The 22,953-nt window shown below is 68.4% G+C and carries 18 protein-coding genes and 1 tRNA gene; 13 read left to right on the forward strand and 6 right to left on the reverse strand.

What is annotated here, in order from left to right:
* Window positions 1-157: 157 nt before the first annotated feature.
* The gene (locus tag ACWEKM_RS21230; protein WP_451622749.1) at window positions 158-1,213 is read left to right on the forward strand and encodes a UDP-N-acetylmuramate dehydrogenase; all 1,056 of its coding nucleotides are present in this window, start codon (window positions 158-160) and stop codon (window positions 1,211-1,213) included.
* Window positions 1,214-1,329: 116 nt separating this feature from the next.
* Here the strand turns inward: ACWEKM_RS21230 and ACWEKM_RS21235 are convergent, their stop codons facing one another.
* Window positions 1,330-1,962 (reverse strand): NAD(P)-dependent oxidoreductase, encoded by a 633-nt coding sequence (locus ACWEKM_RS21235; RefSeq protein WP_451622750.1) that lies wholly within the window; start codon window positions 1,960-1,962, stop codon window positions 1,330-1,332.
* 146 nt (window positions 1,963-2,108) lie between these two features.
* On the opposite strand from ACWEKM_RS21235, the gene ACWEKM_RS21240 reads away from it, so the two are divergent.
* Window positions 2,109-2,720, forward strand: coding sequence for a TetR/AcrR family transcriptional regulator (locus ACWEKM_RS21240; protein ID WP_451622751.1), 612 nt, complete (start codon window positions 2,109-2,111; stop codon window positions 2,718-2,720).
* Between the two features lie 567 nt (window positions 2,721-3,287).
* Here the strand turns inward: ACWEKM_RS21240 and ACWEKM_RS21245 are convergent.
* Both ACWEKM_RS21245 and ACWEKM_RS21250 read right to left on the reverse strand, forming a co-directional pair.
* Window positions 3,288-4,328 (reverse strand): adenosine deaminase, encoded by a 1,041-nt coding sequence (locus ACWEKM_RS21245; protein ID WP_451622752.1) that lies wholly within the window; start codon window positions 4,326-4,328, stop codon window positions 3,288-3,290.
* Window positions 4,329-4,454: 126 nt separating this feature from the next.
* Window positions 4,455-5,681, reverse strand: a complete 1,227-nt coding sequence (locus tag ACWEKM_RS21250; protein WP_451622753.1) for a pyridoxal phosphate-dependent aminotransferase — start codon at window positions 5,679-5,681, stop codon at window positions 4,455-4,457.
* Window positions 5,682-5,940: 259 nt separating this feature from the next.
* Here ACWEKM_RS21250 and ACWEKM_RS21255 point away from each other — a divergent pair.
* The 11 genes from ACWEKM_RS21255 to ACWEKM_RS21305 all read left to right on the forward strand — a co-directional run bounded on the left by ACWEKM_RS21255 (window position 5,941) and on the right by ACWEKM_RS21305 (window position 20,253).
* Window positions 5,941-6,013: transfer RNA gene (locus ACWEKM_RS21255), tRNA-Trp, on the forward strand.
* Between the two features lie 106 nt (window positions 6,014-6,119).
* Window positions 6,120-6,407, forward strand: coding sequence for a preprotein translocase subunit SecE (gene secE, locus ACWEKM_RS21260; protein ID WP_451376957.1), 288 nt, complete (start codon window positions 6,120-6,122; stop codon window positions 6,405-6,407).
* An 80-nt stretch (window positions 6,408-6,487) separates the two neighbouring features.
* Window positions 6,488-7,324 (forward strand): transcription termination/antitermination protein NusG, encoded by an 837-nt coding sequence (gene nusG / locus ACWEKM_RS21265; protein WP_451622754.1) that lies wholly within the window; start codon window positions 6,488-6,490, stop codon window positions 7,322-7,324.
* Window positions 7,325-7,496: 172 nt separating this feature from the next.
* On the forward strand, window positions 7,497-7,931 hold the full coding sequence (gene rplK / locus ACWEKM_RS21270; RefSeq protein WP_451622755.1) for a 50S ribosomal protein L11: 435 nt from the start codon (window positions 7,497-7,499) through the stop codon (window positions 7,929-7,931).
* 99 nt (window positions 7,932-8,030) lie between these two features.
* Window positions 8,031-8,756 carry a 50S ribosomal protein L1 gene (gene rplA / locus ACWEKM_RS21275; RefSeq protein ID WP_451622756.1) on the forward strand — a complete coding sequence of 242 codons (726 nt, stop codon included), beginning with the start codon at window positions 8,031-8,033 and terminating at the stop codon, window positions 8,754-8,756.
* A gap of 168 nt (window positions 8,757-8,924) precedes the next feature.
* The gene (locus ACWEKM_RS21280; protein WP_451622757.1) at window positions 8,925-9,854 is read left to right on the forward strand and encodes a hypothetical protein; all 930 of its coding nucleotides are present in this window, start codon (window positions 8,925-8,927) and stop codon (window positions 9,852-9,854) included.
* A gap of 193 nt (window positions 9,855-10,047) precedes the next feature.
* The gene (locus tag ACWEKM_RS21285; RefSeq protein ID WP_451622758.1) at window positions 10,048-10,881 is read left to right on the forward strand and encodes a DUF1396 domain-containing protein; all 834 of its coding nucleotides are present in this window, start codon (window positions 10,048-10,050) and stop codon (window positions 10,879-10,881) included.
* A gap of 294 nt (window positions 10,882-11,175) precedes the next feature.
* Entirely contained in the window at window positions 11,176-11,706 is a 531-nt protein-coding gene (gene rplJ / locus ACWEKM_RS21290; RefSeq protein WP_451622759.1) for a 50S ribosomal protein L10, read from the forward strand.
* Window positions 11,707-11,821: 115 nt separating this feature from the next.
* Window positions 11,822-12,202, forward strand: a complete 381-nt coding sequence (gene rplL / locus ACWEKM_RS21295; RefSeq protein WP_451622760.1) for a 50S ribosomal protein L7/L12 — start codon at window positions 11,822-11,824, stop codon at window positions 12,200-12,202.
* 560 nt (window positions 12,203-12,762) lie between these two features.
* Window positions 12,763-16,248, forward strand: a complete 3,486-nt coding sequence (gene rpoB / locus ACWEKM_RS21300) for a DNA-directed RNA polymerase subunit beta (RefSeq protein ID WP_451622761.1) — start codon at window positions 12,763-12,765, stop codon at window positions 16,246-16,248.
* Between the two features lie 105 nt (window positions 16,249-16,353).
* Window positions 16,354-20,253 carry a DNA-directed RNA polymerase subunit beta' gene (locus ACWEKM_RS21305; RefSeq protein ID WP_451622762.1) on the forward strand — a complete coding sequence of 1,300 codons (3,900 nt, stop codon included), beginning with the start codon at window positions 16,354-16,356 and terminating at the stop codon, window positions 20,251-20,253.
* A gap of 66 nt (window positions 20,254-20,319) precedes the next feature.
* On the opposite strand, the gene ACWEKM_RS21310 is transcribed toward ACWEKM_RS21305, so the two are convergent.
* The 3 genes from ACWEKM_RS21310 to ACWEKM_RS21320 are packed head-to-tail and all read right to left on the reverse strand — an operon-like array spanning window position 20,320 to window position 22,952.
* On the reverse strand, window positions 20,320-21,345 hold the full coding sequence (locus tag ACWEKM_RS21310; RefSeq protein ID WP_451622763.1) for a M48 family metalloprotease: 1,026 nt from the start codon (window positions 21,343-21,345) through the stop codon (window positions 20,320-20,322).
* Window positions 21,346-21,387: 42 nt separating this feature from the next.
* Window positions 21,388-21,900: a Pycsar system effector family protein gene (locus ACWEKM_RS21315; protein WP_451622764.1), complete on the reverse strand. Its 513-nt coding sequence runs from the start codon at window positions 21,898-21,900 to the stop codon at window positions 21,388-21,390.
* Window positions 21,897-22,952, reverse strand: a complete 1,056-nt coding sequence (locus ACWEKM_RS21320) for a hypothetical protein (RefSeq protein ID WP_451622765.1) — start codon at window positions 22,950-22,952, stop codon at window positions 21,897-21,899. The genes ACWEKM_RS21315 and ACWEKM_RS21320 overlap by 4 nt, the downstream gene beginning before the upstream one ends.
* Between the last annotated feature and the right edge of the window lies 1 nt (window position 22,953).

Below are 22,953 nucleotides of genomic sequence, written 5' to 3' on the forward strand. Positions count from 1 at the left end.
CCCCCCCCCCCCCCCCCCCGCCGCCGCCCGCCCCCCCCCCCCCGGGGGGGCCGTACACGCGCGTGGCCACCAGGCCCGTCTCGACGCGTTCGGCGCCGAGTTCGGGAACGGGCCGGGCCGACCGGGGATGTCGGTGCCGTCTCGTAGTCTTGGGCGCGTGCAGGAACTCCACGAAGCCCCGCTCGCCCCGCTGACCACCTTCCGGCTGGGCGGACCCGCCGCCCGGTTGGTCACCGCCACCACCGACGCCGAGGTCGTCGCCGCCGTCCGCGAGGCCGACGACAGCGGTACCCCTCTGCTGCTGATCGGCGGCGGGTCGAACCTGGTCATCGGCGACAAGGGCTTCGACGGCACCGCACTGCGCATCGCCACCCGCGGATTCGAACCCGACGGCACGCACCTGGAGCTGGCGGCCGGCGAGGTGTGGACCGACGCCGTCACCCGTGCCGTCGAGGCCGGACTCGCGGGCATCGAGTGCCTCGCCGGAATCCCGGGCTCGGCGGGCGCGACACCGATCCAGAACGTCGGGGCGTACGGCCAGGAGGTCTCCGCCACCATCACCGAGGTGATCGCCTACGACCGGACGGCCCGGGAGACGGTCACGCTCACCAACGCCGAGTGCGCGTTCTCGTACCGGCACAGCCGCTTCAAGGCCGACCCAGGGCGGTACGTCGTGCTCCGCGTCCGCTTCGCCCTGGAGGACGCGGACGGGCTGTCGGCGCCGGTCAGGTACGCCGAGGCGGCCCGGGCGCTCGGGGTGGAGCCCGGCGACCGGGTACCGCTGGCCGCGGCGCGCGAGGCCGTTCTGAAGCTGCGGGCGGGCAAGGGCATGGTCCTCGACCCCGAGGACCACGACACCTGGTCGGCGGGGTCCTTCTTCACCAACCCGATCCTCACGGAAGCGGAGTTCGCGGCGTTCCACGCGCGCGTGCGGGAACGGCTCGGCGACGGCGTCGAGCCGCCCGCGTATCCCGCGGGTGACGGCCGTACCAAGACCTCCGCGGCCTGGCTGATCGACCGGGCGGGCTTCACCAAGGGGTACGGCAGCGGGCCCGCGCGCATCTCCACCAAGCACACCCTCGCCCTCACCAACCGGGGCGGGGCCACCACGGAAGACCTGCTCGCGCTGGCCCGGGAGGTCGTCGCCGGAGTCCGCGCGGCCTTCGGGATCACCCTGGTCAATGAGCCTGTGACGGTCGGCGTCAGCCTGTAGCTCCGCCGGCCGAGCCGATTGGCGTGCGGCCGCGTTGGGACCGGTCGCGCGGTTTCCCGCGTCCCTTGAGGCGGTCGGTGGGTCCCATGAGGTGGCCGGTGGGCCACTTGAGGTGGTCAGTAGGCCACGCCCACTCCCTGGCGTATGGTCTTCGGGTCGTCGATCATCGTCAGCATCGCGTGGGCCACGTCCGACCGGGCGATGAACCGGCCCCCGCGCGGGAAACCCCCGACGACCGTGCGGTACGTGCCGGTGAGCGGCTTGTCCCGCAGGCGCGGGGGGCGTACGGACGTCCAGTCCGTTGCGCTGCGCGCCAGTTCGGCCTCCGTCTCCCGCAGGTCCGTGTACACGTCCTTGAGGATCGCGGAGACCAGGCCGCGCACGGTGCGGTCGAGGAGGCCGTCACCCTCCGGGGCGGGGCCGACCGGACCGGCGCTGACCACCAGCAGTCGTCGTATGCGCTCCGCCTCCATGGCCTCCAGGACCGTACGGGTCAGCCGGGTCGTCACCCCGGCATCCTTGCGGCCGCGCGCGCCGAGGCCGGACAGCACCGCGTCCCGGCCGGCGACGGCGGGGCGCAGCGACTCCGGTTCGGTGAGGTCGGCGCGGACCACCTCCAGGTCGGCCCCGGTCACGGTCAGCCGCGCCGGGTCACGGACGACGGCCGTGACCTTGTGGCCGGCGGAGAGCGCCTGGCGGACGATCTCCTGGCTGATTCCGCCGGTGGCGCCGAAGACGGTGAGGTTCATGACGTGCTCCCGGTCTGCGAGATGTCGACGAGCGGGTAGGTGCCCATGGGTGGGTGAGTGTTCACTCACCCCTCTCCTCCCTAGGGTGAGTAAGTGCTCACCCATCCGTCAAGACCGCGGCAGTCGCCATGCCATCCTTGGACGCCATGGAGCAGAAACCGGCCCGTGTCCGCATCCTCGACGCCGCCCACGAGCTGATGCTCACCGTCGGACTGGCCCGCGCCACCACCAAGCGGATCGCCAAGGCGGCCGGCTGCTCCGAGGCGGCGCTCTACAAGTACTTCGCCAGCAAGGAGGAGCTGTTCGTCCGCGTCCTCACCGAGCGGCTGCCCCCGCTGACCCCCCTGCTCAGCAGCCTCGCGACCGAAGCGGGCAAGGGCACACTGGAGGAGAACCTCACCGAGATCGCCCGCCAGGCCGCCCTCTTCTACGAGCAGAGCTTCCCGATCGCGGGCTCCCTGTACGCCGAGATCCAGCTCAAACGCCGGCATGACGACGCCCTGCGGCAGCTGGGCTCCGGCCCGCACCGGCCGATCGAGGGCCTGGACGCCTATCTGCGCGCCGAACAGAAGGCCGGACGCGTCCGCCCCGACGCCGACACCTTCGCCGCCGCCTCACTGCTGCTCGGCGCCTGCGCCCAACGGGCGTTCGCCTACGAGGCGTCGGGGACGGGCGAGCGCCCTCCGGTCGACGACTTCGCCCGCCGCCTGGCCCGCACCCTGCTGGGCGGAATCTCCGTTGTCGAGCGCCCCGCCTGACCGCGAACCTCAAGGACATGAGGCACCCCGCAGGTGACTGAGACTGCGCGCGTTCAGGGCCCAGGACGGGCCCCCGCGCGCACCGGGTCGTCCCGCCGTGCGTGGCACACACCGCGCCACACCTCCCCGCGCGGACAGGCCCCCGCCTGACCGCTGTCGGCCGACCACGACGGCCCGAGCCGGCTCTCGGGCCTGTGTTTCTTCGCCGCCTACGCGCGCCCCCGACCGTCCCTGTGCCGCTGCGGGAGGCGGTCCCGCCGGACGAGGGCTGCGGCGAACCGCTCGACCTCGTCCTGACCCGCCACTCCTACGGGCTGCGGCCCTCCGCCGGGCCCGCGCCGCGCCGCTCGCTCGGCCACGGCACCCCGCGCACCGTCGGCACCGACGAGGCCCGCACCGCACGGAACGCCGCCGCCCGGCGGGAGCGCGTTCACCGCCCGGACCGCCGGGACGTACCGCGGCACACCACGCAGGCCCGCACCCTCCTTGGCGCACCGTCCCGGCGGCGGGCACCCCGAGGAGATCCTGATCCGCTTCAAGCCCTATCCAAATCCCCCTACGCCCACTTCAGGCGGCCGGGCGGGCGAGCCAGTCGTCGACGCCTGCCAGCAGCTTCGCCCGCACGTCCGGCGGCGCGGCCGAGGCCCTGACCGACTGCCGGGCCAGCTCCGCCAGTTCCGTGTCCGTGAAGCCGTGGTGCTCACGCGCCAGCCGGTACTGGGCCGCCAGGCGCGAGCCGAACAACAGCGGATCGTCGGCGCCCAGCGCCATCGGTACCCCCGCCTCGAAGAGCGTGCGCAGCGGGACGTCCTCCGGCTTCTCGTACACGCCCAGCGCCACGTTCGACGCCGGGCACACCTCGCAGGTCACCCCCCGGTCCGCGAGCCGCTTCAGCAGGCGCGGGTCCTCCGCCGCGCGCACCCCGTGGCCGACCCGGTTCGCGTGCAGGTCGTCGAGGCAGTCGTGGACCGAGGACGGGCCGGTCAGCTCGCCGCCGTGCGGCGCCGACAGCAGGCCGCCCTCGCGCGCGATGTGGAACGCGCGGTCGAAGTCCCGCGCCATGCCCCGGCGTTCGTCGTTCGACAGACCGAAGCCGACCACGCCCCGGTCCGCGTACCGCACCGCAAGCCGGGCCAGGGTACGGGCGTCCAGCGGGTGCTTCATGCGGTTGGCGGCCACCAGCACCCGCATGCCCAGGCCGGTGTCCCGCGACGCCGTGTCCACCGCGTCCAGGATGATCTCCAGCGCCGGGATGAGGCCGCCGAGGCGCGGTGCGTACGAGGTCGGGTCGACCTGGATCTCCAGCCAGCCGGAGCCGTCCTTCAGGTCCTCCTCCGCGGCCTCCCGGACCAGCCGCCGGATGTCCTCCGGTTCCCGCAGGCAGGAGCGCGCCGCGTCGTACAGCCGCTGGAAGCGGAACCAGCCCCGCTCGTCCGTGGCCCGCAACCGCGGCGGCTCCCCGCTGGTGAGTGCGTCGGTCAGCGCCTCGGGCAGGCGCACGCCGTACTTGTCGGCCAGTTCCAGCACGGTGCCGGGCCGCATCGAGCCGGTGAAGTGCAGGTGGAGATGGGCCTTGGGCAGGTCAGAGACATCGCGTACACGCTCCATTGGAGGATCCTGCCGCACGTCGCCCGCGTCCCGGTAGCCGTTTCCCCGTTCGTGGTCTTGCTCGCACGCAGAAGCGGGCCGTCTCCCGAAGGAGACGGCCCACCGGCCCGCTGATCGTGAGTGGGTTCAGTCCCTGGCCTCCGCCAGCAGCTTCTGGATCCGGCTCACGCCCTCGATCAGGTCCTCGTCACCGAGGGCGTAGGACAGCCGCAGATAGCCCGGGGTGCCGAATGCCTCGCCCGGGACGACCGCGACCTCGGCCTCCTCCAGGATCAGCGCGGCCAGCTCCACCGAGCTCTGCGGGCGCCTGCCCCGGATCTCCTTGCCGAGCAGCGCCTTCACCGACGGGTACGCGTAGAACGCGCCCTCCGGCTCCGGGCAGACCACGCCGTCGATCTCGCCGAGCATCCGCACGATCGTCCGGCGCCGCCGGTCGAACGCCTCGCGCATCTCCGCCACGGCCTTCAGGTCGCCGGAGACCGCGGCGAGGGCCGCCACCTGCGCGACGTTCGACACGTTCGACGTGGCGTGCGACTGGAGGTTCGTGGCCGCCTTGACCACGTCCTTCGGGCCGATGACCCAGCCCACGCGCCAGCCGGTCATCGCATACGTCTTCGCGACGCCGTTGACGACGATGCACTTGTCGCGCAGCTCCGGCAGGAGCGCGGGCAGCGAGGTGAACGTCGCGTCGCCGTACACCAGGTGCTCGTAGATCTCGTCCGTCAGCACCCACAGGCCGTGCTCGACGGCCCATCGGCCGATCGCCTCGGCCTCCTGCTCGCTGTAGACCGCTCCGGTCGGGTTGGAGGGGGAGACGAAGAGGACGACCTTCGTCTTCTCCGTGCGTGCCGCCTCCAACTGCTCCACGCTCACCCGGTAGCCGGTCGTCTCGTCCGCGACGACCTCCACCGGGACACCGCCGGCGAGACGGATCGACTCCGGGTACGTCGTCCAGTACGGCGCCGGGACGATGACCTCGTCGCCCGGGTCGAGGATCGCGGCGAATGCCTCGTAGATGGCCTGCTTGCCGCCGTTGGTGACCAGGATCTGCGACGGATCGACCTCGTAGTTCGAGTCCCGCAGTGTCTTCGCGGCGATCGCGGCCTTCAGCTCGGGCAGCCCGCCCGCCGGGGTGTACCGGTGGTACTTCGGGTTCTTGCAGGCTTCGATCGCGGCCTCGACGATGTAGCCGGGCGTCGGGAAGTCGGGCTCGCCGGCGCCGAAGCCGATCACCGGACGCCCGGCGGCCTTGAGGGCCTTGGCCTTGGCGTCCACGGCGAGGGTGGCGGACTCGGAGATCGCGCCGACTCGGGCGGAGACCCGGCGCTCGGTGGGAGGGGTTGCAGCGCTCATGGAGCCATCGTTTCAGACCGGAAATGTTCCCGGCACGCGGGTTTCACAGACTGAACGGTAAGGGGCCGACCGGTGAACAAGCGTCCGGATTCGGCCCCCGGCCAGGACGATCTTGCGGTCGGAGCCCCCGGGCGGGCACTAACTGTTCGACGCCGGGCCCGGGACCACGTACACTCTTCCCTCGTTGGCCTTCGGCAGCCACCTTCGAGCCGGTGCACACCCCGCACTCGGTCGGATGCGGTACGTTGGGGGACATCAAAGGGTCGTAGCTCAATTGGTAGAGCACTGGTCTCCAAAACCAGCGGTTGGGGGTTCAAGTCCCTCCGGCCCTGCTACACACACCGCCAGGATGTGTGCGGATGTACGTACAGCATTGCACCGCCGTGCGGCTCAGAACCGGGCGCGGCACGGCCACGACCCGGGATCAGGTGAGGGCGAATGACGGACGCCGTAGGCTCCATCGACACTCCTGATGCCCAGGACGAAGTGCCGGAGTCCAAGAAGAAGGCCCGCAAGGGTGGCAAGCGCGCCAAGAAGGGGCCGCTGAAGCGACTTGCGATCTTCTACCGTCAGATCGTCGCGGAACTCCGCAAGGTCGTCTGGCCGTCGCGTAACCAGCTGACGTCGTACACGACCGTGGTGATCTTCTTCGTCGCCATCATGATCGCGCTGGTGACCGTGATTGACTATGGGCTCAACCACGCGGCCAAGTACGTCTTCGGCTGAGCCAAGAGCGAAGGGCGCCGTGGTACCGGCGCCCGTTTTCGCATGTTCCACCTCTATGTATCCAGGAAGAAGCAGCCATCGTGTCTGACCCGAACCTGAACGACGCCATCGAGCCTCGCGCGAATGCCGCCGAGGCGGTGGACGACGAGCTCGACATCGTCGAGGGCGCGGACGAGCAGGACGAGTTCGAGGCTGCCGAGGCCGAGGCGGGGGAGCCGGCCGAGGAGGCCGCTCTGCAGGTCGTGGACGAGGACGCGGATGCCGAGGGCGACGCGGCCGAGGAGGAGCCCGCGGAGCCTGTCGACCCCGTCGCGGCGCTCCGCGAGGAGCTGCGTTCGCTGCCCGGCGAGTGGTACGTCATCCACACCTACGCCGGCTACGAGAACCGAGTGAAGACCAACCTGGAGCAGCGCGCCGTCTCGCTGAACGTCGAGGACTACATCTTCCAGGCCGAGGTGCCGCAGGAGGAGGTCGTCCAGATCAAGAACGGCGACCGCAAGACGATCAAGCAGAACAAGCTGCCGGGTTACGTCCTGGTCCGCATGGATCTGACCAACGAGTCCTGGGGCGTCGTCCGCAACACCCCGGGCGTCACCGGCTTCGTCGGCAACGCCTACGACCCGTACCCGCTGACCCTGGACGAGATCGTCAAGATGCTCGCCCCGGAGGCCGAGGAGAAGGCCGCCCGCGAAGCCGCCGAGGCCGAGGGCAAGCCTGCTCCGCAGCGCAAGGTCGAGGTCCAGGTGCTGGACTTCGAGGTCGGCGACTCGGTCACCGTCACCGACGGCCCGTTCGCCACGCTGCAGGCCACCATCAACGAGATCAACCCGGACTCGAAGAAGGTCAAGGGCCTGGTGGAGATCTTCGGCCGGGAGACGCCGGTCGAGCTGTCCTTCGACCAGATCCAGAAGAACTGACGTCCTCTCGGACGACCGCTTCCGAGCAGGTCGGGCGATCGCGTAAGCGGCCGCCTGACCTGCTCGGTTTTTGGCCGTGCATGGGTACCCGTTATCGTTGCGCGGTATGCCTCCGCCCGGATGATCCGGATCGGATGGCGGAACACTCTCACTAAGGACCCGGAGAGAGCACATGCCTCCCAAGAAGAAGAAGGTCACGGGGCTGATCAAGCTCCAGATCAAGGCCGGCGCCGCCAACCCGGCCCCGCCGGTCGGCCCCGCGCTGGGTCAGCACGGCGTCAACATCATGGAGTTCTGCAAGGCCTACAACGCCGCGACCGAGGCGCAGCGCGGCTGGGTCATTCCGGTGGAGATCACGGTCTACGAGGACCGTTCCTTCACTTTCGTGACCAAGACCCCGCCGGCCGCGAAGATGATCCTCAAGGCCGCGGGTGTGGAGAAGGGCTCCGGCGAGCCGCACAAGACCAAGGTCGCCAAGATCACCGAGGCGCAGGTCCGCGAGATCGCCGAGACCAAGATGCCCGACCTCAACGCCAACGACCTGGACGCCGCCTCGAAGATCATCGCCGGCACCGCCCGTTCCATGGGTGTCACGGTCGAGGGCTGAGTCCCCACCTCGCAGAACCATGCGGCGGTTTGATGCCGCACGTGGCAGGGCCTGCTCGGCCCGTACCACGACTCCTTTCAGAACACTTCAGGAGCAGTTGTGAGCAAGCGCAGCAAGGCCCTCCGCGCTGCGGACGCCAAGATCGACCGGGAGAAGCTGTACGCCCCGCTCGAGGCCGTCCGTCTCGCCAAGGAGACCTCCACGAGCAAGTTCGACGGCACCGTCGAGGTCGCCTTCCGTCTGGGTGTCGACCCGCGCAAGGCCGACCAGATGGTCCGTGGCACCGTGAACCTTCCGCACGGCACCGGTAAGACCGCCCGGGTCCTGGTCTTCGCGACCGGTGACCGTGCCGAGGCCGCGCGTGCCGCGGGCGCCGACATCGTCGGCGCCGACGAGCTGATCGACGAGGTCTCGAAGGGCCGTCTGGACTTCGACGCCGTCGTCGCCACCCCGGACCTCATGGGCAAGGTCGGCCGTCTCGGCCGCGTCCTCGGCCCGCGTGGTCTGATGCCGAACCCGAAGACCGGCACCGTCACCCCCGATGTGACCAAGGCCGTGAGCGAAATCAAGGGCGGCAAGATCGAGTTCCGCGTCGACAAGCACTCGAACCTGCACTTCATCATCGGCAAGGCGTCGTTCGACGACAGCAAGCTGGTGGAGAACTACGGCGCCGCGCTGGAGGAGATCCTGCGTCTGAAGCCGTCCGCCGCCAAGGGCCGCTACATCAAGAAGGCCGCCATCACCACCACGATGGGCCCCGGCATCCCGCTCGACCCGAACCGCACCCGTAACCTCCTCGTCGCGGAGGACCCGGCCGCCGTCTGAGCCTGAGCTCACCCCGGTCGCCGTGTCAGGCACGCGTCGACAAGGGCGGGTCCCGCAGCCTTTCGAGGTGCGGGGCCCGCTCTTTCTTTTCTTTGTGCGACTTCCCGTACGGCTGTCAGTGCACTGCGTTAGCGTGCGCACACAGGACTCGCACAGGGGTGGGACGACATGAAGAGCAAGGCCGTGCGCCGCATAACCCTCTCGACGGCGGTGGCGGTCGCGCTGTCGGCGGTGGCCGCCTGCGGTTTATCGGGCTCCTCCGGCGCTTCTCCCGATGGCTTGGCCGGGGGCGACAGGGCGGCCGGGAAGAGCGCGACGCGCGTCAGCCCCATCGCGGCCCTGCGCTCCGCCGAGAAGTCCACGGACCGGGCCGAGTCGGCCAAGGTCCGCTCCACGACCACCATGGGCTCCCTGATGTCCATGACGGCGGACGGCTCCCTCGGCTGGGGCGGCGGTGTCACCGGCACGCTCACCATCACCTACACCGGCGGTACGGTGGCCGAGGCGATGCGCCGGCTCGGCTCCCCATCGATGCAGGCCCGCTATCTCTCCGACGCCTACTACGCCAGGATGAGCGACACCTTCGCCGAGCGGATGGGCGGCAAGCACTGGATCGAGTACGCCTACGACGATCTGGCCGACCTCGGCGGCGGCTCCGGCGGGTACCTCAAGGATCAGATGCGGAACTCCACGCCGGACCAGTCGGTGAAGCTCCTGCTGGCCTCCGGGGACGTGCGGAAGGCCGGCGAGGAGACGGTGTCCGGCCAGCACACCACGCACTACTCCGGGACGGTGGAGGTCGCCGACCTCGCCACCCGGAACTCCCACCTCGGTGCGGGTCGGCGAGCCGACCTGAAGAAGCAGCTCGACCAGGCCGGCATCACCACCGAGACGGTCGACATCTGGGTCAACGACCAGAACCTGCTGGTCAAGAAGGTCGAGCAGGGTGACACGGCGAACGGCACGATGACCAGCACCGCGTACTACAGCGACTACGGTGTGCGGGTTTCCACCCAGAAGCCCCCCGCCACCGACACCCAGGACTTCAAGGCCCTCATCGGCAAGCAGGGCGGAAGCGGTATCGGACCGGCTTCCTGAGTCCCGCTCGGTCAAGCGTTCGCCAAGGGGACACCAACAAACCCGGAAGACCCCGCAGGTTCCGGCCATATACGATCTAGCCCTTACTGTGAATCGGGCATGTGTTCCATGTGTGCCTCGTGCGCCTCGTGTGTTTCATGTGCTCCACATATTCCATGTGTGACGTGGGGGGAAGATGAGGTCTGCTGTGTCCATGAGGTCTTCTGTGGGGGCCACCGGTCTCGCCGTCCTGCTGCTCGCCGGGGGCGCGGTCGGCTGCGGTGCGAAGGACGACGCGGGGCCCGCGATGGAGCCGGCCGCGGCCGTCGCCGCGGCCGCGAAGAACGCCGACGACATCACCTCGTTCCGCTACCGGCTGACCGGCAGCGTCCCGGGTGAGGGCAAGGTCAAGGGCGAGGCGGCGATGAGCGTCGAGCCGCTGGCCATGAGCATGAAGATGGAGGTCGCGGACCAGGCCGCCGGCGGACAGGTCGAGATCCGGCTCATCGACAAGGCGATGTACATCGGCGGCAACACCGAGATGGCCAAGGAGATGGACGGCAAGAGCTGGCTCAAGTTCGACATGTCCGCCCTCGGCGAGGACAGCGGGCTCAACATGGACCAGCTCGGCGCCGGCGAGGCCGGCAAGAACCCGGCCGCCGACTCCACCTTCCTCACCGGCTCCAAGGACGTGAAGAAGGTCGGCACCGAGACCGTCGACGGCGTGGAGACCACCCACTACAAGGGCACGGTCGGCCTCGACGAGCTGCGGGCCATGCTCAAGGACGAGGGCAAGGAGGTCCGCGAGCGGCGTGAGACGAGCATCGAGCAGTACGAGAAGATGGGCGTCGACTCGATGACCATGGACATGTGGATCGACGGCGAGAACCACACGAAGCAGTTCCGCATGCGCAGCGACGCCGAGAAGGGCCCGCTCGACATGACGATCACCTTCCTCGAGTACAACAAGCCGGTGACGGTCACCGCTCCGGCCGCCAAGGACACCGCCGACCTGGCCGAGCTGATGGGGGCGGGGCAGCAGAGCTGAGCCCGAGCCCGTAGGGGCGGATTTGCTTGACGGCGATCCGTTCCCTTACTCTTCTACGGAAGCCAAAGACCGCTGGTCGTTGCCGCGCGCTCGGACGAGCGCGCGGTGGCCGAAGGATCCGCTGAAAAGTGGGCGACCCGCGCAGGTGACAGAGGAAGAACTCCCGGAGTGTGCGCTCCCAGGCGTGCACACCGGTCGAGTCCGCCCCGTGCGCCTGCGCCGGGGCGTTTCGTTTTACCCAGTCCTCCTTCGGGTCCGCGCGGTCAGAATCACCCGGAAGGAGGCCGAGGCTCTATGGCGACGCCCGACAAGGCTGCCGCAGTGGCCGAGTTGACGGAGCAGTTCCGCAACTCCAGCGCTGCCGTGCTGACCGAGTACCGCGGTCTCACCGTGGCGCAGCTCAAGACGCTGCGCCGGTCGCTCGGTGAGAACGCCCAGTACGCCGTGGTGAAGAACACGCTGACCAAGATTGCGGCCAACGAGGCCGGGATCTCGACGCTGGACGACCTGTTCAACGGTCCGACGGCTGTCGCCTTCGTCACCGGTGACCCGGTGGAGTCGGCGAAGGGTCTCCGTGACTTCGCCAAGGACAACCCGAATCTCGTCATCAAGGGCGGTGTCCTTGACGGCAAGGCGCTGTCCGCCGACGAGATCAAGAAGCTCGCGGACCTTGAGTCCCGTGAGGTTCTGCTCGCCAAGCTGGCGGGCGCTCTGAAGGGCAAGCAGACCCAGGCTGCCCAGGTCTTCCAGGCGCTCCCGTCGAAGCTCGTCCGCACCGTGGACGCGCTTCGTGCCAAGCAGGACGAGCAGGGCGGTGCCGAGTAATTCGGCTCGCGACATGACCAGTGCCGCCTGAGCGGCTCAGGTCGTAGCGGGCCGTACGTACGCCCGCCAGACATGTACATCCGGCACCAGCCGAATTAGTGGAAGGAAAGCCACCATGGCTCTCACCCAGGACGAACTGCTCGCCGAGTTCGAGACGATGACCCTCATCCAGCTCTCCGAGTTCGTGAAGGCGTTCGAGGAGAAGTTCGACGTCACCGCCGCCGCTGCCGCGGTCGCCGTCGCTCCGGGCGTCCCGGGCGTCCCGGTCGAGGCCCCCGAGGAGAAGGACGAGTTCGACGTCGTCCTCACCGGCGCCGGCGACAAGAAGATCCAGGTCATCAAGGTCGTGCGCGAGCTGACCTCGCTGGGCCTGAAGGAGGCCAAGGACCTGGTCGACGGTGCGCCGAAGGCGGTTCTGGAGAAGGTCAACAAGGAGGCCGCGGACAAGGCCAAGGAGTCCCTTGAGGGCGCCGGCGCCTCCGTCGAGGTCAAGTAAGACCTTCCGGGGTTCCGCGAACCCCGTCGCACGCCCCTTGCGGCCCCTGAGTGGGCTGTAACGCGAGCACACCGAGGAGCGATCATCCATCCGGGTGGTCGCTCTTCGGCTTTCCCGAGGGTCCGACCACGGTTGCCTTGCACCCGCGTGAGCGGGGGGTATGGTGATCTTCATCGTGTCCCCGGAAGCCCGGGTTGGACTGGGGGGCCTTGACGAACCGCACGCAGCGCGCAATTCTCAGGACGCGTCGTCACACCAATCCGGGATCCGAGGCATGGATCGGCGACGAAGAGGGCAGTATCAACGTGCGTTGAAGGCAGGCATGGCGCAGGCGTTGAAGACAACGAGGGTCCCAGAAAAGTGGGACTGGACATCAGTGTGCCAAGTGGCTACACTGACCCTTTGCGCTGCCTGTTAACTGTCCCCTGTCCGTCACCAGGGGTCTGTCCTCCCCCGAGCATCGATGACCGAACCCCCCTTGACCTGGGGTTTCTGTCTTCGTACATGGGAGAGGGGCCGGTACGCGCGTAGTGAGTCCGAGCCCTCGGAAGGACCCCCTCTTGGCCGCCTCGCGCAACGCCTCGACCGCGAATATGAACAACGGCGCCAGCACCGCCCCGCTGCGCATCTCCTTTGCAAAGATCAAGGAGCCTCTCGAGGTTCCGAACCTGCTCGCGCTGCAGACCGAGAGCTTTGACTGGCTGCTCGGCAATACCGCCTGGCAGAGTCGGGTCGAGGAGGCTCTTGAGAACGGTCAGGACGTCCCCACCAAGTCCGGTCTGGAGGAGATCTTCGAGGAGATCTCCCCGATCGAGGACTTCTCCGGGTCGATGTCGCTGACCTTCCGGGACCATCGCTTCGAGCCGCCGAAGAACTCGATCGACGAGTGCAAGGAGCGCGACTTCACGTACGCCGCCCCGCTCTTCGTCACGGCCGAGTTCACCAACAACGAGACCGGCGAGATCAAGTCCCAGACCGTCTTCATGGGCGACTTCCCGCTCATGACGAACAAGGGCACCTTCGTCATCAACGGCACCGAGCGTGTCGTGGTGTCCCAGCTGGTCCGTTCCCCCGGTGTCTACTTCGACTCCTCCATCGACAAGACGTCCGACAAGGACATTTTCTCCGCCAAGATCATCCCGTCCCGGGGTGCCTGGCTGGAGATGGAGATCGACAAGCGCGACATGGTCGGTGTCCGCATCGACCGCAAGCGCAAGCAGTCCGTCACCGTCCTCCTGAAGGCGCTCGGCTGGACGACCGAGCAGATCCTGGAGGAGTTCGGCGAGTACGAGTCGATGCGCGCCACCCTGGAGAAGGACCACACCCAGGGCCAGGACGACGCGCTGCTCGACATCTACCGCAAGCTGCGCCCGGGCGAGCCCCCCACGCGTGAGGCCGCGCAGACGCTTCTGGAGAACCTCTACTTCAACCCGAAGCGCTACGACCTGGCGAAGGTCGGTCGCTACAAGGTCAACAAGAAGCTCGGTGCGGACGAGCCGCTGGACGCCGGCGTGCTCACCACCGACGACGTCATCGCCACCATCAAGTACCTGGTGAAGCTGCACGCCGGCGAGACCGAGACGGTCGGCGAGTCCGGTCGCTCGATCATGGTCGAGACCGATGACATCGACCACTTCGGCAACCGTCGTATCCGCAGCGTCGGCGAGCTGATCCAGAACCAGGTCCGTACGGGTCTCGCCCGTATGGAGCGCGTCGTGCGCGAGCGCATGACCACCCAGGACGTCGAGGCGATCACGCCGCAGACCCTGATCAACATCCGGCCGGTCGTCGCCTCCATCAAGGAGTTCTTCGGCACCAGCCAGCTGTCCCAGTTCATGGACCAGAACAACCCGCTGTCGGGGCTGACGCACAAGCGGCGTCTGAACGCCCTGGGCCCGGGTGGTCTCTCCCGTGAGCGGGCCGGCTTCGAGGTCCGTGACGTGCACCCGTCGCACTACGGCCGCATGTGCCCGATCGAGACGCCGGAAGGCCCGAACATCGGTCTGATCGGCTCGCTCGCCTCGTACGGCCGGGTCAACGCGTTCGGTTTCATCGAGACGCCGTACCGCAAGGTCGCCGAGGGCACGGTCAGCGACGAGGTCGACTACCTGACCGCCGACGAGGAGGACCGCTTTGTCATCGCGCAGGCCAACGCGCCGCTGACCGACGAGTTCCGCTTCGCCGAGAACCGCGTGCTGGTCCGCCGCCGTGGCGGCGAGGTCGACTACGTCGGTCCCGAGGACGTGGACTACATGGACGTCTCGCCGCGCCAGATGGTGTCGGTCGCGACCGCCATGATCCCCTTCCTGGAGCACGACGACGCCAACCGTGCCCTCATGGGCGCGAACATGATGCGCCAGGCCGTGCCGCTCATCAAGTCGGAGTCGCCGCTCGTCGGCACCGGCATGGAGTACCGCTCCGCCGTCGACGCCGGCGACGTCGTCAAGGCCGACAAGGCCGGTGTGGTCCAGGAGATCTCCGCGGACTACATCACCACGGCCAACGACGACGGCACGTACATCACCTACCGGCTGGCCAAGTTCGCCCGCTCCAACCAGGGCACCTCGGTCAACCAGAAGGTCATCGTCAACGAGGGCGACCGGGTCGTCGAGGGTCAGGTCCTCGCCGACGGCCCGGCCACCGAGAACGGCGAGATGGCGCTCGGCAAGAACCTGCTCGTGGCGTTCATGCCGTGGGAGGGTCACAACTACGAGGACGCGATCATCCTGTCGCAGCGCCTCGTGCAGGACGACGTCCTCTCCTCGATCCACATCGAGGAGCACGAGGTCGACGCCCGTGACACCAAGCTCGGCCCCGAGGAGATCACCCGGGACATCCCGAACGTCTCCGAGGAGGTCCTGGCCGACCTCGACGAGCGCGGCATCATCCGCATCGGTGCCGAGGTCATCGCCGGTGACATCCTCGTCGGCAAGGTGACCCCGAAGGGTGAGACCGAGCTGACCCCCGAGGAGCGTCTGCTGCGCGCGATCTTCGGTGAGAAGGCCCGTGAGGTCCGTGACACCTCGCTGAAGGTGCCGCACGGCGAGACCGGCAAGGTCATCGGTGTGCGCGTCTTCGACCGCGAGGAGGGCGACGAACTGCCGCCGGGCGTGAACCAGCTGGTCCGCGTCTACGTTGCGCAGAAGCGCAAGATCACCGATGGTGACAAGCTCGCCGGCCGGCACGGCAACAAGGGCGTCATCTCCAAGATCCTGCCGATCGAGGACATGCCGTTCCTGGAGGACGGCACCCCGGTCGACATCATCCTCAACCCGCTCGGTGTGCCGTCCCGAATGAACCCGGGACAGGTGCTGGAGATCCACCTCGGCTGGCTCGCCAGCCAGGGCTGGGACGTCTCCGGTCTCGCCGACGAGTGGGCGCAGCGGCTGCAGGCCATCGGCGCCGACCAGGTCGACCCGCGCACCAACGTCGCCACCCCGGTGTTCGACGGTGCCCGCGAGGACGAGCTGGCGGGTCTGCTGGAGCACACCATCCCGAACCGCGACGGTGACCGCATGGTCCTCCCGTCCGGCAAGGCGCGGCTGTTCGACGGCCGCTCCGGTGAGCCCTTCCCGGACCCGATCTCGATCGGCTACATGTACATCCTGAAGCTGCACCACCTGGTCGACGACAAGCTGCACGCCCGCTCGACCGGCCCGTATTCGATGATCACCCAGCAGCCGCTGGGTGGTAAGGCCCAGTTCGGTGGCCAGCGGTTCGGCGAGATGGAGGTGTGGGCGCTGGAGGCGTACGGCGCCGCCTACGCCCTCCAGGAGCTGCTGACCATCAAGTCCGACGACGTCACCGGCCGCGTGAAGGTCTACGAGGCCATCGTCAAGGGCGAGAACATCCCCGAGCCCGGCATCCCCGAGTCCTTCAAGGTGCTCATCAAGGAGATGCAGTCGCTCTGCCTGAACGTGGAGGTGCTGTCCAGCGACGGTATGTCCATCGAGATGCGTGACACCGACGAGGACGTCTTCCGCGCTGCGGAGGAGCTCGGCATCGACCTGTCCCGGCGCGAGCCGAGCAGCGTCGAAGAGGTCTGACGGGAGTCCGGCCGGGGACCGGACCGTGAAGGTCCAGTCCCTCGCCGACCCCCAGGCCCCCGTTTCAGACCACAGACTTACAACCCTGAGAGGGATTGACGCATAGTGCTCGACGTCAACTTCTTCGACGAGCTCCGGATCGGCCTGGCCACCGCTGACGACATCCGTCAGTGGAGCCACGGTGAGGTCAAGAAGCCCGAGACCATCAATTACCGCACCCTCAAGCCCGAGAAGGACGGCCTCTTCTGCGAGAAGATCTTCGGCCCCACCCGGGACTGGGAGTGCTACTGCGGCAAGTACAAGCGGGTGCGCTTCAAGGGCATCATCTGTGAGCGCTGTGGCGTCGAGGTCACCCGCGCCAAGGTGCGCCGTGAGCGGATGGGCCACATCGAGCTGGCCGCGCCCGTCACGCACATCTGGTACTTCAAGGGCGTTCCGTCGCGCCTCGGCTACCTGCTCGACCTCGCCCCGAAGGACCTGGAGAAGGTCATCTACTTCGCGGCGTACATGATCACGTACGTCGACGAGGAGCGCCGCACCCGCGACCTGCCCTCCCTGGAGGCGCATGTCTCCGTGGAGCGGCAGCAGGTCGAGAACCGTCGCGACGCCGACCTCGAAGCCCGCGCCAAGAAGCTGGAGGCGGACCTCGCCGAGCTGGAGGCCGAGGGCGCCAAGGCCGATGTGCGCCGCAAGGTGCGCGAGGGTGCCGAGCGGGAGATGAAGCAGCTGCGCGACCGTGCGCAGCGCGAGATCGACCGGCTCGACGAGGTGTGGACCCGGTTCAAGAACCTCAAGGTCCAGGACCTGGAGGGCGACGAGCTGCTCTACCGCGAGCTGCGTGACCGCTTCGGCACGTACTTCGACGGCTCGATGGGTGCCGCGGCGCTGCAGAAGCGCCTGGAGTCCTTCGACCTCGACGAGGAGGCCGAGCGGCTCCGCGAGATCATCCGCACCGGCAAGGGCCAGAAGAAGACCCGTGCGCTCAAGCGGCTGAAGGTCGTCTCCGCGTTCCTGCAGACGTCCAACAGCCCCAAGGGCATGGTCCTCGACTGCGTGCCGGTCATCCCGCCGGACCTGCGGCCGATGGTGCAGCTGGACGGTGGCCGCTTCGCGACCTCCGACCTCAACGACCTGTACCGCCGGGTCATCAACCGCAACAACCGACTGAAGCGGCTTCTCGACCTCGGCGCGCCCGAGATCATCGTGAACAACGAGAAGCGCATGCTCCAGGAGGCCGTCGACGCGCTCTTCGACAACGGCCGCCGCGGCCGCCCGGTGACGGGTCCCGGCAACCGTCCGCTGAAGTCGCTGTCCGACATGCTCAAGGGCAAGCAGGGCCGCTTCCGGCAGAACCTGCTCGGCAAGCGAGTCGACTACTCGGCGCGTTCCGTCATCGTCGTCGGCCCGCAGCTCAAGCTGCACCAGTGCGGTCTGCCCAAGGCCATGGCGCTGGAACTGTTCAAGCCGTTCGTGATGAAGCGCCTGGTCGACCTGAACCACGCGCAGAACATCAAGAGCGCCAAGCGCATGGTGGAGCGCGGCCGCACCGTCGTGTACGACGTCCTCGAAGAGGTCATCGCCGAGCACCCGGTGCTGCTGAACCGTGCGCCCACCCTGCACCGCCTCGGCATCCAGGCGTTCGAGCCGCAGCTGGTCGAGGGCAAGGCCATTCAGATCCACCCGCTCGTGTGCACCGCGTTCAACGCGGACTTCGACGGTGACCAGATGGCCGTGCACCTGCCGCTGTCCGCGGAGGCGCAGGCCGAGGCCCGCATCCTGATGCTGTCCTCGAACAACATCCTCAAGCCGGCCGACGGCCGTCCGGTGACGATGCCGACCCAGGACATGGTTCTCGGTCTGTTCTTCCTCACCACCGACAGCGAGATGCGCGACGTCAAGGGCGAGGGCCGTAACTTCGCGTCCGTGGCCGAGGCGATCATGGCGTTCGACGCCGGTGAGCTGTCGCTCCAGTCGAAGGTGGACATCCGCTTCCCGGTGGGCACCATCCCGCCGCGCGGCTGGACCCCGCCTGCCGTCGAGGAGGGCGAGCCGGAGTACCAGAGCGGTGACAGCTTCCGGCTGAAGACCACGCTGGGCCGTGCGCTCTTCAACGAGCTGCTGCCCGAGGACTACCCGTTCGTCGACTACGAGGTCGGCAAGAAGCAGCTCTCCGAGATCGTCAACGATCTCGCCGAGCGCTACCCGAAGGTCATCGTGGCGGCGACGCTCGACAACCTGAAGGCGGCCGGCTTCTTCTGGGCGACCCGTTCCGGTGTCACCGTGGCCATCTCCGACGTCGTCGTTCCCGAGGCGAAGAAGGAGATCGTCAAGGGTTACGAGGCGCAGGACGAGAAGGTCCAGAAGCAGTACGAACGCGGTCTGATCACCAAGGACGAGCGCACCCAGGAACTCATCGCGATCTGGACCAAGGCGACCAACGAGGTCGCCGAGGCGATGAACGAGAACTTCCCGAAGACCAACCCGATCTTCATGATGGTGAACTCGGGTGCACGAGGCAACATGATGCAGATGCGTCAGATCGCCGGTATGCGTGGTCTGGTGTCGAACGCGAAGAACGAGACGATCCCGCGTCCGATCAAGGCGTCGTTCCGTGAGGGCCTGTCCGTGCTGGAGTACTTCATCTCCACGCACGGTGCCCGTAAGGGTCTCGCGGACACCGCCCTGCGTACCGCCGACTCGGGTTATCTGACCCGTCGTCTGGTGGACGTCTCGCAGGACGTCATCATCCGCGAGGAGGACTGCGGCACCGAGCGCGGCCTCAAGCTGCACATCGCCGAGCGCGGCGAGGGCGGCGTTCTACGCAAGGCGGAGAACGTCGAGACGTCCGTGTACGCGCGCTGCCTCGCCGAGGACATCGTGGTCGACGGCAAGGTGCTGGCCCCGGCCGGCACCGACCTGGGCGACGTCCTCATGGACGAGCTGATCGCCCGGGGCGTCGACGAGGTCAAGACCCGCTCGGTCCTGACCTGCGAGTCCGTGGTCGGCACCTGCGCCATGTGCTACGGCCGCTCGCTCGCCACCGGCAAGCTGGTCGACATCGGTGAGGCGGTCGGCATCATCGCCGCCCAGTCCATCGGTGAGCCCGGCACCCAGCTGACGATGCGTACCTTCCACACCGGTGGTGTGGCCGGTGACGACATCACCCAGGGTCTGCCGCGTGTCGTCGAGCTGTTCGAGGCCCGTACCCCGAAGGGTGTCGCCCCGATCTCCGAGGCGAGCGGCCGCGTGCGCATCGAGGAGACGGAGAAGACGAAGAAGATCGTCATCACGCCGGACGACGGCAGCGACGAGACGGCCTACCCGATCTCGAAGCGCGCCCGACTCCTGGTCAGCGAGGGCGAGCACGTCGAGGTGGGCCAGAAGCTCACCGTGGGTGCCACCAACCCGCACGACGTGCTGCGCATCCTGGGCCAGCGTGCCGTCCAGGTCCACCTGGTCGGCGAGGTCCAGAAGGTGTACAACTCGCAGGGTGTGTCGATCCACGACAAGCACATCGAGATCATCATCCGGCAGATGCTGCGCCGAGTGACGATCATCGAGTCCGGCGATGCCGAGCTGCTGCCCGGCGAGCTGGTCGAGCGCACGAAGTTCGAGCACGAGAACCGTCGTGTGGTCCAGGAGGGCGGTCACCCGGCCTCGGGTCGTCCGCAGCTCATGGGTATCACCAAGGCGTCGCTGGCGACGGAGTCGTGGCTGTCGGCCGCGTCCTTCCAGGAGACGACCAGGGTTCTCACGGACGCGGCGATCAACGCCAAGTCCGACTCCCTGATCGGCCTCAAGGAGAACGTCATCATCGGTAAGCTCATCCCGGCCGGTACGGGTCTGTCCCGCTACCGCAACATCCGGGTCGAGCCGACCGAGGAGGCCAAGGCCGCGATGTACTCGGCCGTCGGCTACGACGACATCGACTACTCGCCGTTCGGCACGGGCTCCGGCCAGGCCGTCCCGCTGGAGGACTACGACTACGGTCCGTACAACCAGTAGGCGAGCCGCTTGATGAGATGAAGGGCGGTCACCCCGGCGTACGGGGTGACCGCCCTTCGGCGTGTTTCAGCGCTCGCGTTCCAGGCGAGCCTGCAGATGATGCAGGCGGGTGTGGACGTCCGGGTGCGAGTCCAGCAACCGGGCGATTACCGATTCCCTGTCCGGCGGGACCTCCGGGGACGCGGAGTCGGCGCGCTGAGAGTGCCTCCGGTCGTGTTCCTCGCTGAGCAGCGCCATGAGCTGCTGTCCGAAGCCCAGATCCACCGCTTGCTCGTCGGCCCGTAGTTCGGCCCGCCGGGAGACGGCTGCCGTCAGGTAGGGGGTGGCCAGAGGCAGGAATATCAACCCGTAGGTCGCCGTGGCCAGCGCGATCACGGCCGCCCCGAGCAGGCCCACGACGAGCACGGTCGCACCCGTCGACAGACGTTCGACCCGCCTGGCCGGCCGCAGTAGCAGACGCCAGGCGAGCCGACCGGGCAGCGCGTACCAGAAGGTCAACAGCGAGGCCCACGTATGTCCGCGCGTGTGATGTCCCAGTTCGTGGGCGAGCACACCCGCGAGCTGGGGAGGCGGCAGCGCCCTCAAGGAATGGCTGGTCACACCGACGATATGGCCGGCCGTTGCCATCGCATTGATGTCGTGGCTGTCCTCCACCCACAACTGGTAGGCGTCGCCGGCCACCCCGGCGCGGGCGGTGACCTCACGCCAGACGGTCCGAAGCGTGAGTGACTCCTCCGGTGTGGGGTGACGCAGTCCGAACAGCCACCGGGCCATGAGGCGCTCGCAGGGCCTGTGGAAGACCAGGGCGCCGCTGAGCACCCAGCAGCCGAGGGGGATCCACCAGATGGGGCCGCCCAGGGCGGCCACGGCGTAGGCGGCCACGAAGACCACGGCCAGACTGGCGAGGGCATGGGGAAGATGCAGAGCCAGGGTGACGAGAACCGTTGCATCTGCGCCGCGCTGACGGGCGGCAATGTGGACACGGCCGGCGCGGAACAGCACCTTGTCGTCGGCGTCGGGTGGGGCGCAGGTGTCGGGGGTGCCGCCGGGGGAGGCCGGCTCGGGCTTCTCGGCGTGGTGGGGAACGGACATGGCACTCCTCCGGGGTGCTGTCGGTGAATGGAACCGGTCGCTTCAGACGAGCAGCACAGAACCCGGAAGCAGCACCGCGGCACTGACGTAGGCGAGCAGACCCGTACGGATCCACAGGTGCTTGCGCGCCGCGATGCGGCTGGCCTCGGTGAGGGCGAGGAGCAGTGCCACGGTGGGATCCCTGCCGGTGTCCACCAGGGCCTCGGCCAGTTCACTTGTTCGCGCTGCGCGCTGGATGTCGCCGAAGTACGTCAGCGGTCGGCCGGGTTCCCAGCGGCTCCTGCCGTACCGTGGGATCACTGCGAGGAGCAGCGACAGAAGCGCGACGATCAGGCAGGTCGCCCCAGCCCACCACACCAGGGCCGTGGCCGAGGTCGGTATGCGGCGGATGCGGCCGGTCGGCAGCACGGTGAGCACACCGCTCGTCAGACCCAGCACACCGACGAGGACCGCGGCTTTGGCGTCCGCTCGGGTGATCTCCGCGCGGATGTCGGCGAGGAGTCGCGTACCTGCTTGCACCTGCGGGCTGTCCCACGCCGTGGACGCCGACGTCATGTTCCGGACTCCCGGCGATCCTTGGCCAGGGACTGCTTCGGCAACTCCGCCGGTGGTTCGGAAGCATGCTCGGAGGTGGCGGTTGCCCGCAGGATGGCTGTCATGCGCTCGGCGATGAGCTGGTGGGGTTCGTCCAGGTGGTAAGCCTCAAGCCGGTCGCTGCCCAGGGCTTGGTCGATCAGGTGCAGTTGGTGCTGCACCAGCGTCGCCTGCTCCGTGCTGAGATGGGTGAGGACCAAAGGCGTGTCATCGGGGTGAGTGGCCAAGTGCAGGGCGAGCGCCGCGCTGCCGCCCCTGGCCAGATGGCCCTCGTAGAACGCGATCTTCTCGGCCCGCCGTGTGGCCTCGTGCCGCTCGCGGAGCAGGGACGCCTCGTGCTCCGGCGGCAATGCCTCGGTCTCGTGCCGGGCGGTGCGCAGCCTGGCCTGGTGGGACCGTTCGGCCGCGTCCCGCCGCAGCCGTATCGAGCAGGCGACGCGCAGCCCCTGGTCCGCCCCGATCCACGAGGCATGCTTCACCGCCTGCTGCACGGAGTGTTCGGCTTCGGCGCTCGCCTCGATGCGGTGCCTGCGGGAGACGGATCGCATCACTGGCAGCAGTTCCCGGGTGACGAGGCCGGGTACGTCCCGCTCCTGGCTCTTGACGAACGACTCAGGGTCGTCGACGCGCCACGTGACGTCGGCGGTGACCTCGAACTCGAAACTGTCGACGAGGCTGGGCAGGGGCAGCCGCAGCCCAAAGCTGTGCGGATCGGTGTCCACCTCGTAGAGGGCGACGTAGCGCCGTACGGACGTGGGCCGACCGGGCGGGAGAAAGGTGTCGTACTCACCCCTGCGGGTGACACAGACCAGGGCGTGGTCGATGCGCCCGGTGAAGCGTCGGCCGCCGAGACGGAAGCGCGGCAGCTGCCAGACGGTACGGACCGGGTCCGGGTCCAGGCGGCCGGATCCAGGATGTTCGGGTTGACGTTGGAACCAGTCGAGCCGCTCATCGGCGGGTTCCGGCGGCTCGGACGCGGCGGGCCGTACGGGCTCGGAGGGGATGTCTTCCATG

It is taken from the genome of Streptomyces sp. NPDC004752 (genome assembly GCF_053601275.1).